This is a genomic window from Nonomuraea basaltis (genome assembly GCF_005893125.1).
Lineage (GTDB): Bacteria > Actinomycetota > Actinomycetes > Streptosporangiales > Streptosporangiaceae > Nonomuraea > Nonomuraea basaltis.
On the sequence record NZ_VCJS01000271.1, the window covers coordinates 1 to 15,553 of the forward strand.

At 70.7% G+C, this 15,553-nt stretch carries 15 protein-coding genes and 1 tRNA gene; 7 read left to right on the top strand and 9 right to left on the bottom strand.

Annotated features, from left to right (window positions below; genetic code table 11):
* Nucleotides 1-57: 57 nt before the first annotated feature.
* Nucleotides 58-180: a hypothetical protein gene (locus EJK15_RS76850; protein WP_276615556.1), complete on the bottom strand. Its 123-nt coding sequence runs from the start codon at nt 178-180 to the stop codon at nt 58-60.
* A gap of 467 nt (nt 181-647) precedes the next feature.
* Between EJK15_RS76850 and rpoD the strand changes: the two genes are divergently transcribed.
* On the top strand, nt 648-1,796 hold the full coding sequence (rpoD, locus tag EJK15_RS59835; protein WP_420847170.1) for an RNA polymerase sigma factor RpoD: 1,149 nt from the start codon (nt 648-650) through the stop codon (nt 1,794-1,796).
* A 67-nt stretch (nt 1,797-1,863) separates the two neighbouring features.
* On the opposite strand, the gene EJK15_RS59840 is transcribed toward rpoD, so the two are convergent.
* The 7 genes from EJK15_RS59840 to EJK15_RS59870 are packed head-to-tail and all read right to left on the bottom strand — an operon-like array spanning nt 1,864 to nt 10,115.
* Complete coding sequence (locus EJK15_RS59840; protein WP_138719299.1) at nt 1,864-2,673, bottom strand: transporter substrate-binding domain-containing protein; 810 nt, start codon at nt 2,671-2,673, stop codon at nt 1,864-1,866.
* Complete coding sequence (locus EJK15_RS59845; RefSeq protein WP_138719300.1) at nt 2,670-4,028, bottom strand: hypothetical protein; 1,359 nt, start codon at nt 4,026-4,028, stop codon at nt 2,670-2,672. The genes EJK15_RS59840 and EJK15_RS59845 overlap by 4 nt, the downstream gene beginning before the upstream one ends.
* Nucleotides 4,025-4,669 (bottom strand): FHA domain-containing protein, encoded by a 645-nt coding sequence (locus EJK15_RS59850; protein WP_138719301.1) that lies wholly within the window; start codon nt 4,667-4,669, stop codon nt 4,025-4,027. Before EJK15_RS59850 ends, EJK15_RS59845 begins: the two co-directional genes overlap by 4 nt.
* On the bottom strand, nt 4,669-5,955 hold the full coding sequence (locus EJK15_RS59855) for a vWA domain-containing protein (RefSeq protein WP_138719302.1): 1,287 nt from the start codon (nt 5,953-5,955) through the stop codon (nt 4,669-4,671). The genes EJK15_RS59850 and EJK15_RS59855 overlap by 1 nt, the downstream gene beginning before the upstream one ends.
* Complete coding sequence (locus EJK15_RS59860; RefSeq protein ID WP_138719303.1) at nt 5,948-6,823, bottom strand: PP2C family protein-serine/threonine phosphatase; 876 nt, start codon at nt 6,821-6,823, stop codon at nt 5,948-5,950. Before EJK15_RS59860 ends, EJK15_RS59855 begins: the two co-directional genes overlap by 8 nt.
* Nucleotides 6,823-8,949: a serine/threonine-protein kinase gene (locus tag EJK15_RS59865; protein WP_138719304.1), complete on the bottom strand. Its 2,127-nt coding sequence runs from the start codon at nt 8,947-8,949 to the stop codon at nt 6,823-6,825. The genes EJK15_RS59860 and EJK15_RS59865 overlap by 1 nt, the downstream gene beginning before the upstream one ends.
* A complete protein-coding gene (locus EJK15_RS59870) occupies nt 8,946-10,115 on the bottom strand; it encodes a hypothetical protein (protein ID WP_138719305.1) in 1,170 nt (389 codons plus the stop codon). Before EJK15_RS59870 ends, EJK15_RS59865 begins: the two co-directional genes overlap by 4 nt.
* Nucleotides 10,116-10,293: 178 nt before the next feature.
* Between EJK15_RS59870 and EJK15_RS72010 the strand changes: the two genes are divergently transcribed.
* The 3 genes from EJK15_RS72010 to EJK15_RS59880 are packed head-to-tail and all read left to right on the top strand — an operon-like array spanning nt 10,294 to nt 12,229.
* Nucleotides 10,294-10,452 carry a hypothetical protein gene (locus EJK15_RS72010; protein ID WP_171075224.1) on the top strand — a complete coding sequence of 53 codons (159 nt, stop codon included), beginning with the start codon at nt 10,294-10,296 and terminating at the stop codon, nt 10,450-10,452.
* 32 nt (nt 10,453-10,484) lie between these two features.
* Nucleotides 10,485-11,759: an amylo-alpha-1,6-glucosidase gene (locus EJK15_RS59875; protein WP_171075225.1), complete on the top strand. Its 1,275-nt coding sequence runs from the start codon at nt 10,485-10,487 to the stop codon at nt 11,757-11,759.
* Nucleotides 11,756-12,229 carry a hypothetical protein gene (locus EJK15_RS59880; protein ID WP_138719307.1) on the top strand — a complete coding sequence of 158 codons (474 nt, stop codon included), beginning with the start codon at nt 11,756-11,758 and terminating at the stop codon, nt 12,227-12,229. Before EJK15_RS59875 ends, EJK15_RS59880 begins: the two co-directional genes overlap by 4 nt.
* Nucleotides 12,230-12,255: 26 nt before the next feature.
* On the opposite strand, the gene EJK15_RS59885 is transcribed toward EJK15_RS59880, so the two are convergent.
* Nucleotides 12,256-12,573: a YtxH domain-containing protein gene (locus tag EJK15_RS59885; protein ID WP_138719308.1), complete on the bottom strand. Its 318-nt coding sequence runs from the start codon at nt 12,571-12,573 to the stop codon at nt 12,256-12,258.
* A gap of 126 nt (nt 12,574-12,699) precedes the next feature.
* Between EJK15_RS59885 and EJK15_RS59890 the strand changes: the two genes are divergently transcribed.
* The 3 genes from EJK15_RS59890 (at nt 12,700) to EJK15_RS59900 (ending at nt 15,174) form a co-directional block, all read left to right on the top strand.
* A tRNA-Asn gene (locus EJK15_RS59890) sits at nt 12,700-12,774 on the top strand.
* Nucleotides 12,775-13,115: 341 nt separating this feature from the next.
* Nucleotides 13,116-14,204 (top strand): nitric oxide synthase oxygenase, encoded by a 1,089-nt coding sequence (locus tag EJK15_RS59895; protein ID WP_138719309.1) that lies wholly within the window; start codon nt 13,116-13,118, stop codon nt 14,202-14,204.
* A gap of 196 nt (nt 14,205-14,400) precedes the next feature.
* Nucleotides 14,401-15,174 (top strand): enoyl-CoA hydratase-related protein, encoded by a 774-nt coding sequence (locus tag EJK15_RS59900; protein WP_138719310.1) that lies wholly within the window; start codon nt 14,401-14,403, stop codon nt 15,172-15,174.
* Nucleotides 15,175-15,553: the final 379 nt, after the last annotated feature.

The window sequence follows — 15,553 nt, forward strand, 5'->3', positions numbered from 1 at the left end:
CCCCCGGCCCGCTGACCCGCCGAGCCGCCCACCCGTCCGTCCGGCCCGCTGAGCCACCTACAGGGGCTGCCGAAGCTGCTCGCCGAGCCGTACACCGGGCCTACCGAGTGGGGGTTGGGCGGCGGCGCGGTGGGCGTCGCGCTCGGACTTCGGCACGTCGAAACCGGCCGAATCGATCATCAGCCCGGGACACGGCCCGCAAAGGCGACCCGGACAGGCCACCGCGAGGTGATGCTGCGCGTCGACGGCGACCGGCTGACCGAGTCGATCAGAATCGAGGTGAACGCGGGCACGAGAGAGATCGCGAACTCGTGCCGAACGCCCAGAGGACCGGTCTGTCGCACAGGCGGTTGATAACGGTTCGGCCGCGATCCAAGCGGCATTACAGAGTGGTTGACCAGGGAACTTGGCGCGGTCCAAATGGTGACAAAGGGGCTGGACAACGTTGTCCGGGCAGCAGAAGAGTTGCGTCCGGCCGGGCAGCGTCGCCGGGCGCGTGAATCCTGATCGCGTAATTGACTTTACTTTCCTGATCAATCTTCGGCTAAACCTTATTCCGATCTCAATTCGGTAAGGACGATCGTCTTACCTTCTGTGACAAAAATGGGTCTGCCATTTGATGGAACCAATACTGCAGACTGTCTCCCGTGGGTGCATCGGTGCTGCCAAGTGGACCGCCATCGGTAGATCAGGTGGCGGACCTCGTCGCGAAGGGAAGGGAGCGCGGGAGCGTAACCGTCGATGACGTCGCAGCCGCGCTTGACCGATCCGAGCTGCCGTCCGACGCGCTGGAACGCGTCGTGCGGATGCTCGCCGAGAACGGCGTGGAGGTCCTCGAGCCCCAGGGCGACGAGGAGTCCACCCGCGCCGATGAGGAAGACGTAGGCAAGCGGGCGCCGACCAGCGATCTCGTCCGCATTTATCTGCGGGAGATCGGCCGCGTGCCTTTGCTGACCGCTGAGGAGGAGGTGGAGCTCGCCAAGTCGATCGAAGCCGGCTTGTTCGCGGAGGACAGGCTGGCCAACGGGGTCTCGCGTCTGGCCTTCCCGGAGTTCAGGGAGCTCGTCTGGCAGGGCACTCGAGCCAAACAGCGGCTCATCGAAGCCAACCTCAGGCTCGTGGTGTCCATCGCCAAGCGCTACGTGGGCCGCGGAATGCTGTTCCTGGACCTGATCCAGGAGGGCAACCTCGGGCTCATCCGGGCGGTCGAGAAGTTCGACTACACGAAGGGTTACAAGTTCTCCACCTACGCGACCTGGTGGATCAGGCAGGCGATCACCCGGGCCATCGCCGACCAGGCGCGTACCATCCGCATTCCCGTGCACATGGTGGAGACCATCAACAAGCTCGTCAGAGTTCAGCGCCAGCTCCACCAGGACCTCGGCCGCGAGCCGATTCCCGAGGAGATCGCCAAGGAGATGGACCTCCCTGTCGATCGCGTGGTGGAGATCCAGCGCATCGCCCAGGAGCCCGTGTCGCTGCAGTCGCCGATCGGCGAGGAGGACTCCGACCTCGGTGACTTCATCGAGGACGCCGACGCTGTCGTGCCCATGGAGGCCGCGGCCTTCATCATGCTGCAGGACCAGCTCGACGACATCCTGGCCACGCTGTCGGATCGGGAGCAGCGCATCATCCAGCTCCGCTTCGGCCTGGCCGACGGGCATCCGCGCACGCTGGAGGAGGTGGGCAGGGAGTTCGGGGTCACGCGGGAGCGCATCCGGCAGATCGAGTCGAAGACCCTGGCCAAGCTCCGCCACCCGACGCGTGCCCAGATGCTCAGGGACTACCTGGACTGACCCTTCGAGGCCGTGCGAGGCCGTTCGAGCGGGCCGGGGAGGCGAGAGCCCCGGCCCGCCCGCACGTTCAGGAGCAGCCCTCGAACTGCGGGACCGCGATCGTGCTCAGGTCCAGCCCCGACCCGCCGAACCACTTGTCCAGCAGCTTCGCCGCCGTCCCGTCCTGGTACATGTCGGTGATCGCCCGGTTGACCGCCTCGCAGCCAGGCACGTCGCCCTTGCGCAGGCCGACCCCGGTGCGCTGCTCGTTGAACTGCGCGTTGTTCAGCCGCAGCCCCGAGCCGTCCTGCTTGGCCAGGCCCGCCAGGATGACGTCGTTGGTGGTGACCGCGTCGACCTGCCCGCCCTTCAGCGCCGTCAGGCACGCCTTGTAGTCGGCGAACGGCACGACCTGCGCCGCGACCTCGCGCTCCTCGACGACCCGCTGGGCCGCGTTCGACCCCTGGACCTCGCAGATCTTGCGGCCCTTGAGCTCGCGCACGTTCTTGATCGTCTCGCCGGACCGGGTCAGGATGTCCTGGTACGAGATGTGGTAGGGCCCGGCGAACAGCACCTTGGCCTTGCGGTCCTGGCTGATCGTGTACGTCGCCACCACCAGGTCGGCCGGTCCGTCGACCAGCGCCTTCTCCCGGCCTGCCGCCAGCACGGGCACGAAGAGGTGGTCCTTGCCGAGCTTGGCGGCGACGTAGCGGGCCACGTCCACGTCGAAGCCCTCGAACGTGCCGTCGGACTTGCGGAACCCGACCGAGGGCAGGTCCGGACGCACCCCGATGACCAGGGAGTCCTTGTCGACGATCGACTCCGGCCCGCCGGTGCCGCAGCCCGCGACCACCCCCGCGGCCGCCAAGGCCGCCACCACCGCCACCACGCGCTTCACCGGTACTCCTTGAGTCGTGGCCACACGCCGCCGATCACCAGCAGGCCGATCCCGCCGATAGCGAACGGCAGCAGCCGCCACAGTTCCTCCAGCGCGCTCTCGCCGGTGCTGATCGCGCGCTTGAACACGTCCTCGTGCTGGCCGGCCAGCGCCACCAGCGTGCGGTCGTAGGCGTCGAACGAGGCGGTGACCTGGCCGAGCCGCGCCGCGACCGCCTCGTTGGCCCGGCCACTCCTGACCAGCTCGCGGAAGTCGTCGTCGGCGGCCTGGAAGCCGCGGTACGCCCCCAGCACCTTCGCGCCCTGCGCGCCGACGAGCTCGGGCCCCAGCAGGCCGAGGAAGTTGTTCGAGCCCGTGGCCACCTTGCTGTGGTAGGTGTCCAGGTTGCCCGCCTCGACGTACATCACTGACAGCGACTTGTCCAGGTACGTGTGCTCGTAGGTGTCGGCCCGCTCTTTGTCCAGCAGGTAGCGGCTCTGGTCGCCCTGCATGCTGTTGCTGATCGCGCGTGTCTTGGCCAGCGTCAGCATCGAGTCGAACCCGGCCGACTTGGCCTGCCGCAGCGCCTCCACGTCCCGCCCGAGCTCGGCCTCCCCGAAGAACACCGCCACCAAGGTCGTCACCGTGGCGACGAGCAGCGCGGGCCCGAACACCCGGCGGAAGCGCCTGGCCAGGAAGACCTGCAGCCAGAGCAGGCAGCCCAGCGCGATCAGCCCGGCCAGCAGCACCGCGACCCGCAGGAGAGGCACCATGAGCGCCTTCTCGTCGTAGGTGCGGCGCACGATCGTGCCGTTCTCCAGGGTCAGGTTGTACGCCTGCGGCAGCAGCTCCAGCCGCATCAGGTCGGTGGCCTGGCGGTAGATCGCCACGACGTCCTCGGGCGGCGGCCCGGGCGCGTGCTTGGACCGCTCGTCGAGCAGCAGCGCCTGCCCGGCCAGCCGCTCGTACCTGCCGAGCCCGTCGAGCACCGACTGCACGGTCCGCCGCTCGGCCGGGTTGTCGCCGGACAGCTCGAACGCCTCCAGCAGCGCCTTGTTCGCCTCCGACCGCTGCCGCTCGTACCGGTCGATCGCCTCGCTGCGCTGCCGGGCGTACCCCCTCCCGATCAGCAGCGCGTTGGCGACCTGCGCGTCCATGTCGCTCAGCGCGAGGTAGAGCCCGGCGGCGGCGACCACCTGCGGCCCGGCGTCGCGGCCGATGACCTGCAGGCCGTCGCGGGCGCTGGAGCTGCCGACCGCGAGCGCCACGAAGAGCAGCGCCAGCGAGGCGACGGTGATGCCGGAGATGACCCGGATTCGGCCGGGCACGCTCTGACGCACCTCAGGCGCGGCGCCCCGGGTCTGGACCAGGGTCACGGCGTGCCCTCCCTGATCGTGATGACGGTCCACGCGCCCAGGTGGATCCGGTCGCCGGGGCCGATCTTGACGGGCACGTTGAGCTTGAGCGGTCGGCCGTTCAGCTGGGTGCCGTTGGAGGAGCCGGGGTCGACCAGCATCCACGAGCCGTCCGGCTGGGCCAGCAGCACGGCGTGCAGGTGCGAGACGCCCGGGTCCTCCGGCGGCCCGGTCAGGTCGATCTCGGGCGCCAGGTTCCTGGCCCGGCTGTGCCGCCCGATGCGTACCTGCTCGCCGTGCAGCCCGAACGAGCGCTCGGGGCAGTAGGGCGGGAACGCCACCGCGTCGGCGTCGGGACCGCCCTCGGCGATGACCTTCTCGTAGTACGCACGGTCGGCGGCGGTGACGGCCTCCCACCGGGCCCCGGTCGCCGGGAGCTGGAAGGGAGCGCCGCTGCCGCTGCCGCTGTAGTCGTGCCCGCACACCTCGCAGAACTGCCCGGCGCGCGGCGTCTGGCAGATCGGGCAGCTCTCGGCCGCTGCATCGGCGGGCGCCGGGGCGGGGGCCGAGGACGAGGACGGGGGCGCCGCCGTCATCTGCGTTCCGCACACGTCGCAGTAGTCGTCGGCGCCCGACGCGTGCCCCTGCGGGCAGGTCGCCATCAGTGTCCTTCCTTGCGCAGCCGGCTGGTGCGCACCGAGCCGGTGTCGAGCTCGATCTCGTCGGCCTTGTCCACGTTCCTGCGCAGCCGGGCCGTGCCGGTGACGGGATCGACCTCGACCACCCTCTCCAGCAGCTTGGCGGTGTCCTCGCGGCCTGACTCGGCGGCCAGCTCCCTGGCCTTGGCCAGGCGGGCGGTCGCGGTGTCGACGTCGCCCACGGCCCTGGCGCTGAGCCCGTCCTGGATCAGCTCGTGCAGCTCCGCCTGACCGGTGTAGTGGGCGACCTTCCCATTGATCCGGGTGGACTGCGCCAGGTCGTCGGTCCACTGGGCGAGCACGTTGCCGCTGGCCACGACGTCCTGGGTGTCAGGTCGTACGAGCTTGACCCAGCCCGCCCTGATCTCCTGCCCGATCTGCCCGGGCGGCACCTCGACGCAGATGTGATACTCGCGCTCCTCCGCGCCCCAGGAGCCCGTCGGGTAGTCGCCTGTCAGCGGATTGACGTCGGTACGCTTACCGGTCAGGTCGAGCAGCACGGGGGAGACCTGCTTGACGAACTTCAGCCGCGCCGTCTGCGGCACCCACACCCGCAGCGACAGCTCGGCCACGGTCTTGCTCATCGACGTCTGCGTGAGCCTGCGGAAGTAGTCGGGCAGATCCCCCTGGTTGCGGACGAAGTCGAACGTGCCGAGCATCGCCTCGGCCACCTTCCGCAGCTCGGCGGGCACCCAGTCGTCGCCGACCCCGAGGCAGTCGACCACGAACTTGCCGCTCCAGCCGGCCAGCACGGAGCCGAACACCTCGGCGCGCTCGTTGTTCTGGCCGTCGGTCATCAGCAGCGCGTGCTTGATCGCCGACGGCTGGGAGGTCAGCAGGTGCCCGGCCAGCTTCAGCCACTCGCCGATGGCGGTGCCGCCGTGCGCGAGCAGCCGGCCGATCGCCCGCTCGGCCTCGGCCCTGGTGGCCGGGGTGGCCTTGACCAGGTGCGGATTGCCGCCCGGATAGACCATCTTGGCCTGTTCGGTGCCGGCGATCACCGCGAAGTGAACGCCGTCGCGCAGCGTCTGAACGGCGGTCGCGGCCGCCTGCCGGGCCTCGCGGATCTTGCCGCCGCTCATCGAGCCGGACGTGTCAATGATGATCACTTCGGCGGCCTCGGTCGACACGGCCCGCGTGGTGACGCCGCCCGTGGAGCCGACGGCGAGGATGGCGTGCACCTCGCGGCCGTCGAGGGGGAGGTACTTGTTCTGGTCGATGTTCAGCGTGAACGCGGGCTGGTCACTCATGCGCGTCTCCTAGGGGGATCAAAGCAATCGTTATGTTGTCCTGGCCGCCGGAGTCCAACGCGTGCCGCAGCATCTCGCGGGCCCTCTGGAGCGGGGCGCCGGCGCTGGGGAAGGCGTAGCCGTCCAGGTAGCGCCACAGGCCGTCGCTGCAGACCAGCAGCAGGCCGGGCGCGGGCGGCTTGAAGGCCTGTACGTGGAGGGCGACGTCCTCGGCGTCGGCGCCGAGCCACGCGGTGATCTCGCCGGTCTCCACCGCGTCGTCCTCGGTCAGCAGCGTGCCGTAGACGACTTCCTGGCCTGCGGATCCATCAGCGCCCAGCCAGTAGGCCCGGGTGTCGCCCGCCCAGGCGAGCGTGAACCGGTCCGGCCCGGCGACGGCCGCGATGTAGGTGCAGGCCGGGGCGTCGTGTACGGAGGTCGCCAGCTTGGTCACCGCCCGGCCGGCCAGGTCGAACGCCTCCTGATGGGACAGCCCCCTGGCCAGCGCGGCGGACGCGGTCTCGACGGCGACCGCGGACGCCTCGTCGGCCCTGGGCGAGCTGCCCACGCCGTCGCACACCACGGTCACCACCGCGTCGCCGGACGTGAGCAGCGCCATCGCGTCCTCGTTGCGGCTGCGGCGCAGCCCTCTGTCCGTCACGGCCGCCGCGCCGCCGTCGAGCACCGTCTCCGCGTGGTCCCTGCCGGTGGGCTGGCGCAGGCCGCACCGCTCGCAGTAGCCCTCCGCGTCGACGGCCGCGGCGCCGCAGGACGCGCAGGCCGGGGCGCCCAGCGGGTGCCCGCACGCCTCGCAGTAGACGTCGCCGGCCAGCACGGACGCCTCACAAACCGGGCATGTCCCGGCATCCTGCCTCTGCTGCGGATCCATTACAGCCACGTCCTAGGTCGTACGGCGTTCGCCTGGTCGATGAGGGCGTGGCGTTCCTGGCGGGAGACCGCCGCGACCGCCAGCTTGCGGTAGATGGTCTCCAGCCGCCTGCGCAGCGCGGGCTCGGTGAACCGCGCCCCGGCCAGTTGCAGGTTCGGCGGCGGTGGGTTCGCGTCGAGCCAGTCCAGCGCGCCGTGCAGCAGCTCGGCGGTGAGCAGGTCGCGGCGGTGCGGGTCCAGGTCGGCCAGGTTCGCCAGCCGCTCTCCTGCGGCCACCAGGTCCTTCGGGACGATCCCGCTCGGGTCGGAGCGGCGTACCGCGGAGGCCGCCAGCGCGATCTGCGCCGCCACCCGGTAGCTCGACGTGGCCGGCACCTCGTCGAGCACGCCCATCCTGCCCGTCCTGGCCAGTCCGAACGCCGCGCTCACGTACGTGTGGTCGGTCCGCCAGACGGTGTCGTACCAGGGGGCCGCCGCCTGTCCGGCGTACTCCAGGGCGAAGGCCAGCGCCAGCTTGGGCGCCGCCTCGCCCGGCAGCATCGACAGGCATGAGTCGAACATCGACACCGCCACGTCGGCCTGCCGGGTGGCCAGCGCCAGCACGCCGCGGTACCAGCTGACCCGCCAGTCGCCGGGCAGCTCCATGGTCAGCTTGTGCAGCGCGCCGGGCGCCTCCGCCGCGCCCGCCTCGGCCAGGAGCCTGGCATACATGAGCTTCGTCTCGGGAGTCGGCGGCATCGACGTGAGCTGGACGATCAGTTCCTTGCCGTCGCGGCCGAGCAGCCCGGCCAGCGCGCCCGCCGCCGGGTCGGCCGGGTCGACCAGCGGCACCGGCAGGCCCTTCGCGGCCGGCACGGGGTCGAGCGGCCCGAACACCTTGTCGTCCTCCTCCGACAGCGCCGTCCCGACCGCCGTGCGCTCCGGCCCGAACAGCGTCGAAGAATGCGGGTACGGCACCCCGTCCTCGATGGCGCAGACCTCCCGCAGCACCCCGACGAGCTGCTCCTCCATCTCCCACGCGCTCTGGAACCTGTCGGCCGGGTTGGCGGCGGTCGCCTTGCGCAGCAGCCGGGTGAACGACGGGTGCCCGCAGTCCTGCGGCAGCGGTGCCTCCGTGCCGTTCACGACGGGGCTGAACCCCGGGATCGCCAGCACCGCCAGCGTCCTGGCCACGGTGTAGAGGTCGGTGGTCACCGACGACGGATGCGTCTCCAGCTCGGGGGCGTGGTAGCCGCGCGTGGCCCACGACGTGCCGGGCGGCGAGCCGATGGGCTGCACCGCGCCCAGGTCGATGAGCTTGAGCCGCTTGCCAACCCTGATCACGTTGGCCGGTTTGAGGTCGCAGTAGGCCAGGCCGTGCTCGTGCAGGTAGCCGAACGCTTGCAGGATCTCCCGCCCGTACAGCAGGGCCTCGCGCAGCGGCAGCGGGCCCTGGCGGCGCAGCTCGTGCAGGGACTGGCCGCCGACGTACTCCATGACGATGTAGCCGTGCCCGGCTGACCGCTGGAAGTTGAAGATCTTGACGATGTTGGGGTGGTCGACCGTGGTGAGGAACTTCCGCTCGGCCTCCGCCGCCGCCAGCGCCTCGGCGTCGTTCGTGTTGAGCAGGCCCTTGAGCACCACCCACCGGCCGTCGAGGTTCTCGTCGGCGGCCAGGTAGATCCAGCCGAGGCCGCCGTGCGCCAGGCAGCCCAGCACCCGGTACTGGCCGGCCACCAGGTCGTCCTTGTCCAGCTTCGGCGTGAAGGAGAACGCGGTGCGGCAGTGCGGGCAGAATCCGTCCGTGAGCCCGGGCCGGCCGTCCCTGGAGCGGCCGACGGGCTTGCCGCACGCGCCGTTGGCGCAGAACCGCTTGTCCTCGGGCACCTCCGGGTTGGTCATCACGGCGGTGGCGGGGTCGCGGTAGGGCACCGACGGCAGGTCGGCGATGGTGGCCAGCACCCCGGCCCGCGACCTGCCGCTGCTCGTCGGCCCGGTCATCGGCCTGCTCACCGGCTGTGTGTGCGGTGACGACGATTGGGCCGGCACCGGGACGGGAGGCGGGGGCGAGCTCTCCGCGATGCCGCACAGGTCGCAGTAGCCCTCCTCGATCGTGCCCGTGCAGCCTGGCTGCGCGCATCGGGTCATGGCGTACCTCCGTGTATCGCGCGCTGGTAGGTCTCGACGGCCGCCGCCGCCTTCGTCAGATCGCAGGGGGCGCTCCACAGCAGCGCGCGCGCCCGTTCGAACAGCTCGGACGCGTTCGGGTCCTCCGCCATCCCCTTGCGCACCGCCATCGCCTGGCAGGCGCCGAGCCGCCCGCGCAGCTCATCACGTCTGCCGACCAGGCCGTACAGCGCCTTCGCCGTGGCCTGCGCCTGCTCGGCGGCCTTGCGGGCGTCGCTCTCCAGCTCCGCCAGCCGCTTGGCGCGCAGCACCCAGGTGTCGGCCGAGACGTCGAGCGCGTCCAGCGTGGCGGCCAGGGCGTCGACCCTGCTCCGCGGCTGGGCCTGGGGCGGCAGGGCGATCTTGACCACGACCGCGCCGTGGGCCAGCCTGGCCTCGCTCTCGGCCGCCCGCACCCCGTCCAGCGCGGCCACCAGGTCCTCGCGGCGCCTGGCGAAGTCCCGCTTGACGACCATCGCCAGGTCCAGCTCGGCCAGCGAGGCGGACAGGAGCCGGACGAGCCGGTCCAGGTCCTGCTCGACGGCCGCGCCCAGCGGGTCCTCCACCACGGCGGCGCGCATGCGCTTCAGCTCGGCCTCCTGCGCGCCCAGGCCGGCAGCGCTCTCGCCGAGCTCGAGCTCGAGGTCGCGGACCTGGCGCAGGTCGCTGTCGGCGGCGTCGAGACGGGGCAGCAGGGCGTTCCATCGGTCGTCGATGTCGTTGAGCGTGGAGGTGACCTCCTGGAACGCGGCGTCCATCCGCGTCACGGTCTGGTCGAGGGTCAGCCGCTCGTCCTGCTGGGGCAGCAGGGAGCGCCGCTCGACGGGTTTGGCGGCGGCCCGCAGCACCACGGAATCGCCGGCGAGCAGCGCCGTCAGCTCGGCGAGCTGCTCGGCGCTCAGCTTGGCCCGCGAGGCCCTGATCTGCTCGGCGTCGCGCAGCACCTCACGGTAGGCGTCGTTGAGCCGCCACAGGGCGGCCAGCGCGTCGTGCGCCGCGGCCCAGCGGTGTTCGGTCGCGCCGCGTAAGGAGGCTCCCCTGAGTAACTGGTAGGTGGTGTGGGATTCGAGATCGAGCAGGTCGCCGGAGATGCGGTCGCGTTCGTCGGCTCGAGCGCGCAGCGCATGCTCGACGCCTTCCCTGCTCATGGGTGGTCCCAGACTCATCACGCTCCCCGTGAAGAGGCCCCCCGATTCCCCGTATATACCGGCTCAACGGGGGGTCTGACCGGTTTAGTTCCTTTGGCTCGGGGAGACCCCTGACTTGTCCCTGATTCAACCCTGTGTCACCTGCAATCCGCTTAAACGATCTCTTACCGTTGCAGACATGGGACGCATACTTCTGATCATCGCGGCGGTCGTCGTCGCACTCGTACTGCTCGGGCCCCTCGTGGGCTTCGCGCTCACGCTCCTCAAGTGGGGCCTCATCATCGGCGCCGTCGTCTTCGGCGCCATGCTCCTCTCAAAGTGGGTCAAGAGGACATAGCTTCCTGAGGGATCCCCAGTCATAGTTGGGTGATGGAGGCGCGGCCGGCGGTCGACGATGCCGCGCTCGGGCGCGAGGCCCTGGCCGTGCTCGAGGCGAACTGGACGGGCACTGGCACCGTGCCCGCCCCAGGGCTCTATCCGCACCAATGGAGCTGGGACTCCGCGTTCGTCGTCATCGGCCTGGCCAGGCACCGGCCGGACCGGGCCCGCGAGGAGCTGCTCAGTCTGCTGCGCGGGCAGTGGGCGACCGGGATGGTGCCGCACATCGTCTTCCACACGCGGGAGGCGTACTTCCCCGGGCCCTCCGTGTGGCGTTCGCAGGAGCACGAAGCGGCGCCGCACGTGCTCACCTCGGGACTGACCGCCCCGCCGCTGCACGGGCTGGCGCTGTGGTGGCTCTACCGGCACACCGGCGACGAGGCCTTCGTCAGGAAGGCGTACCCGGCGCTGGTCGCCCAGCACGACTACCTCGCCTCGGCCCGCGACCTCGGCGGCGCCGGCCTGGCCGCGATCGTTCACCCGTGGGAGTCGGGCATGGACGACAGCCCGGCCTGGGACCAGCCGCTGGCCGCGCTCCCCATGATCAGGTACGGCTATCGCGGTGTGGAGCTCGACGAGCGCCACCCTGACAGCGACAACGACCGGTACGTCTGGCTCGCCATGCGCTACCGCGACGCCGGCTACAGTGCCGGCTACCTGCGCGACGAGCATCCGTTCGCGGTCGAGGACCCCATGTTCAACGGCATCTGGCTGGCCTCCTGCCAGGCCCTGGCGGAGCTGGCGCCGCTCGCGCACGCCGATCCCGCACCCCATGTGGAGCAGGCCGAGCGCATCAGGCAGGCCATGCTCGACCGGCTGTGGGACGGCTGCTTCTACGCCAGGGACCTGCGCACCGACCGGCTGATCAAGGTGTGCACGGTGGGCGGATTCGGGCCGCTGCTCGATCCCGGGCTGCCCAGCGAGCACCTGCACGCCGCCGTCGAGATGCTGGAGTCGGCCAGGTTCATGGGCGCCACCGGGTACCCGGTGCCCAGTTGCGAGATCCGCGCCACCCAGTTCGACCGCACCCGCTACTGGCGCGGGCCCTCGTGGGTGAACACCAACTGGCTGCTGCGCCGGGCCGCGGCCGTGCACTCCCTCGACCAGCTCGCCCAGCAGCTCACCAACGGCACCCTGCGCCTGGTGCGGCAGGCCGGCTTCCGCGAGTGCTTCGACCCCTTCGACGGCAGCGGGCGCGGCTGCCGGGACTTCTCCTGGAGCGCGGCGCTCACCCTCGACCTGCTCGCCGATACCGTGGTGGAATGAGCTTTCTCCGCCGCCTGCCCGCCGACGTGCGCAAATCCCTCGCTACCGAGCCGCGGGAGCGGGTGCTGACGTTCGCCACGTCCAGCGACGGCCACGTGGTGGCCACGAACCTCGCGCTGTTCCTGTCCGACGGGACGCGGGTGCCGTACGAGGAGATCGACAAGGCGTCGTGGGACGAGGACGGGCTGCGGGTCCTCACCATGGACGGCACACGGCACTTCGAGCGGATCTCCGAGCCGCGGATGCTGCCCGAGACCATCCGCGAGCGCGTCAACTCCACGATCGTGGTGAACAAGCACGTCAACCTGCCAGGGAGGGGCGGCGTGCGGCTGGTGGCCAGGCGCCGGCCAGGCGGCGAGGTGCTCGGCTGGACCCTCGTCTTCGACGACGGGCTCGACCCCTCGGACCCCGGCCTGCGCGCGCAGGCCGAACAGGCCCTGGAGGGAGTGCGGCGCAGCATGGGCGTGTGAAGTCCCACACACCCATGCGCGCCTTTCTAATAAGGGATCCCGCTCTCGCGGGTCTTCTCGTCCGCTTCCTCATCGTCCGGCCAGCCGGTGCCGCCGTCGTGCTTGTGGGCGTCGCCGTGCAGGAACGGGATCCGCTGCTGCAGCGTGTCACCCATCCTGGATCTGGCCATTCCCGCGTACTTCGACGCCTGTGCGCCGACCACGCCCGCGACCTCCTGGACCCGGGGATTGTCGGCCACGCGCTGCGCCGTGCGCTTGATCTGCTCGTACCGTTCGCGTCCGGCCCGGCTGCCCAGCACGTAGCCGATCGCCAGACCAACAGCGAATGTCATCCGATATCGCATTTCGCACCTCCGCTGTCTCCGGGCCTACCCCGCTAACGATGCGACACGCACTCCTGGAGTGCGCTAATCTATTCCTGCGCACGGCGAAGGGGCCACACTGCCCCGACGATCAGCGCAAACGGTCGATCCCGCGTAGCTCAACGGCAGAGCAGCCGGCTGTTAACCGGCAGGTTATAGGTTCGAGTCCTATCGCGGGAGCCAATATCCAAGGCCCTTCCCAGATCCGGGAGGGGCCTTGATCGCGTTATGGGGATCCTGCGAGCCCGATCCTCCGGAGTCGCCACCCATCTCACGCTTTGTAACAGGGCGATCACGCGCTTTTTGATTTGACGGGACAAAGCCGGGTTCGCGGGGAAGGATGGAGAGGCCGGTCCTCTGGGGCCGGAGCCGCGGACAAAGTTGTGACGGAGGCGAGGGAAGGGCGCCGCCACCAGGACGTGCCGCCGAGCCCGGAACCCGGCGGGGCGATCCGATGACGGAGAAGTGCTGGTTGTCGCGTGCGTACCTGGATCACGTCCCTGCGTCCCTTCGATGTGCCGGCCATGCGGACATGGCTCGATCGAACCACCGACCTGCGCGAGGCGGAGCGTTTCATCAAGCTCTTCCACGCCGAGAACCCCTCCGCCGGCGGCCTGTACGCCCGGCTGCGCGACGTCGCCAGGGACATCGCCCGCTCGGGCACCTACACGCACACGTTCGAGGAGCTCGAGTTCGGCGCCCGCGTGGCCTGGCGCAACAGCAGCCGCTGCATCGGCCGGCTCTACTGGCGCTCCCTGCGGGTACGCGACCGCAGGCAGGTGAGCACCGCCGAGGGGGTGGCCCTCGAATGCGTCTCCCATCTGCGCGAGGCCACCAGCAATGGCAAGATCAGGCCTACCGTCACCGTCCTGCCGCCCGACACCCCTGCCCTCCCCGGCCCCCGGATACTGAACGACCAGCTCATCCGCTACGCCGGGCACCGCACCCGCGCCGGCATCGTCGGCGACCCCAGGAACGCCGAGCTCACCGACATGGCGAAGGCGCTCGGGTGGAGCGGAGGGTCCGGCGGCCGGTTCGACGTGCTGCCGCTGATCATCCAGCCCGGGCTCGGGGATCCGCTCCTGTGCAACGTGCCCGGCGACGCCGTGCTGGAGGTGCCGCTGGTGCACCCCGACTACGCGTGGTTCGCCGACCTGGGGCTGCGCTGGCACGCCGTACCGGCCATCTCGGACATGTGCCTGGAGATCGGCGGCATCTGCTACCCGTGCGCGCCCTTCAACGGCTGGTACATGGGCACCGAGATCGGCGCCCGCAACCTCGCCGACGCCGACCGGTACGACCAGCTCGCGGTGGTCGCCGAGCGGCTCGGCCTGGACACCTCCACCGAGCGCTCCCTCTGGCGCGACCACGCGCTGGTGGAGCTGAACGTGGCGGTGCTGCACTCGTTCGAGCGGGCCGGGGTGACGATGACCGACCACCACACGGAGTCGCGGCGCTTCCTCGCCCATCTGGCGAAGGAGGAGAAGGCGGGGCGCGTCTGCCCGGCCGACTGGTCGTGGATCGTGCCGCCGCTATCGGGCAGCGCCACCCCGGTCTTCCACCGCTACTACGACACCAGCGTCCTCACCCCGGCCTTCGTCCACCACCGTTAGCCGCTCGCGCAGCGCGACCAGGTCCGGCGCGCTCAGGCCGCCCGCGCGAACGTAGTCGGGCCGGCCGAGCAGCGCGCCGCCGGCGGCCGGCAAACCGCCCAGGTCACGGACGTTGTGGCAACCGTCCCACGCGAGGTCTCGGTTCATGGGGCCACGCTACTTGCCGCCCCAGGCTAGAACATGGTTCGGTTAGGGCATGGCGGAACTCGTGCTCTCATCTGTTGACCAGGGCGTGCTCACACTGACCTTCAATCGTCCCGACACGCTGAACGCCTGGACGGACGCGATGGGGCGGCGCTACTTCGACCTCCTGGCGGAGGCGGAGAAGGACCCCGAGGTCCGGGCCGTGGTGGTCACCGGTGCCGGGAAGGGGTTCTGCTCGGGGGCCGACTTCAAGACGCTGAACGCCATCCAGACCGGCTCCTACGACGCGATCCCCGACCCCCGGCCCAACACCTTCCCGACGACCATCGGCAAGCCGATCATCGCGGCCGTGAACGGGGCCTGCGCCGGGCTGGGCATGGTGCACGCGCTCGTCTGCGACCTCGTCTTCACGGCCGAGGACGCCAAATGGACCACTGCCTTCCCGCGTCGCGGGCTGATCGCCGAGTACGGGCTGTCGTGGGTGCTGCCCCGGATCATGGGGCAGCAGCGGGCCATGGACATCCTGCTGTCGGGACGGGTGTTCACGGGGCGGGAGGCGTACGAGCTGGGGCTGGTCAACCGGGCGGTGCCGGGGGATCGGGTGGTGGCGGAGGCGCGGGCGTACGCCCGGGAGCTGGCTGTGCACAGCTCGCCGGCGTCGATGGCGGTGATCAAGCGGCAGGTCTGGCACGACTGGGACGCCACGCTGGAGGCGTCCGCCAAGGCGGCGACCCAGGAGATGATCGCCTCCTTCGGCCGCCCGGACTTCGCCGAGGGCGTCACCAGCTTCCTGGAGCGCCGCCCACCCAACTTCCCGCCGCTGTGACCGGGCCGCTTTGAGCCATCCGGGGAACTTCGGCCCGGCTCTCAGCCGCCGGCCGGTGAGCATCCATGGCAGGGAGGCGGATCGCCATGGCGACGGCACGTGTTCCGAGGACGGCCCCACGACGGCCGCTGGTGCGCCCCAAGCGGGCCGGTGCCCCAGGAGCCCGGCGCCTCTGGACGGTGGTCTGTGGCGCCTCTGACGGCAGGCGTGGGGGCCGGCAGCGCCGGCAGGGTGCCCGGCCGGCAGCGCTGACACGGCGGCTGGTGGACGCACCGGTCGAGTGGTGGGTGCCGGTCGGGTGGTGGGTGCCGGTCGGGTGGTGGGCGTGCCGGTCGGGTGGCGGCCGCGTAGGCCGGTGGGCGTGCTCTGTCTCTTGTAC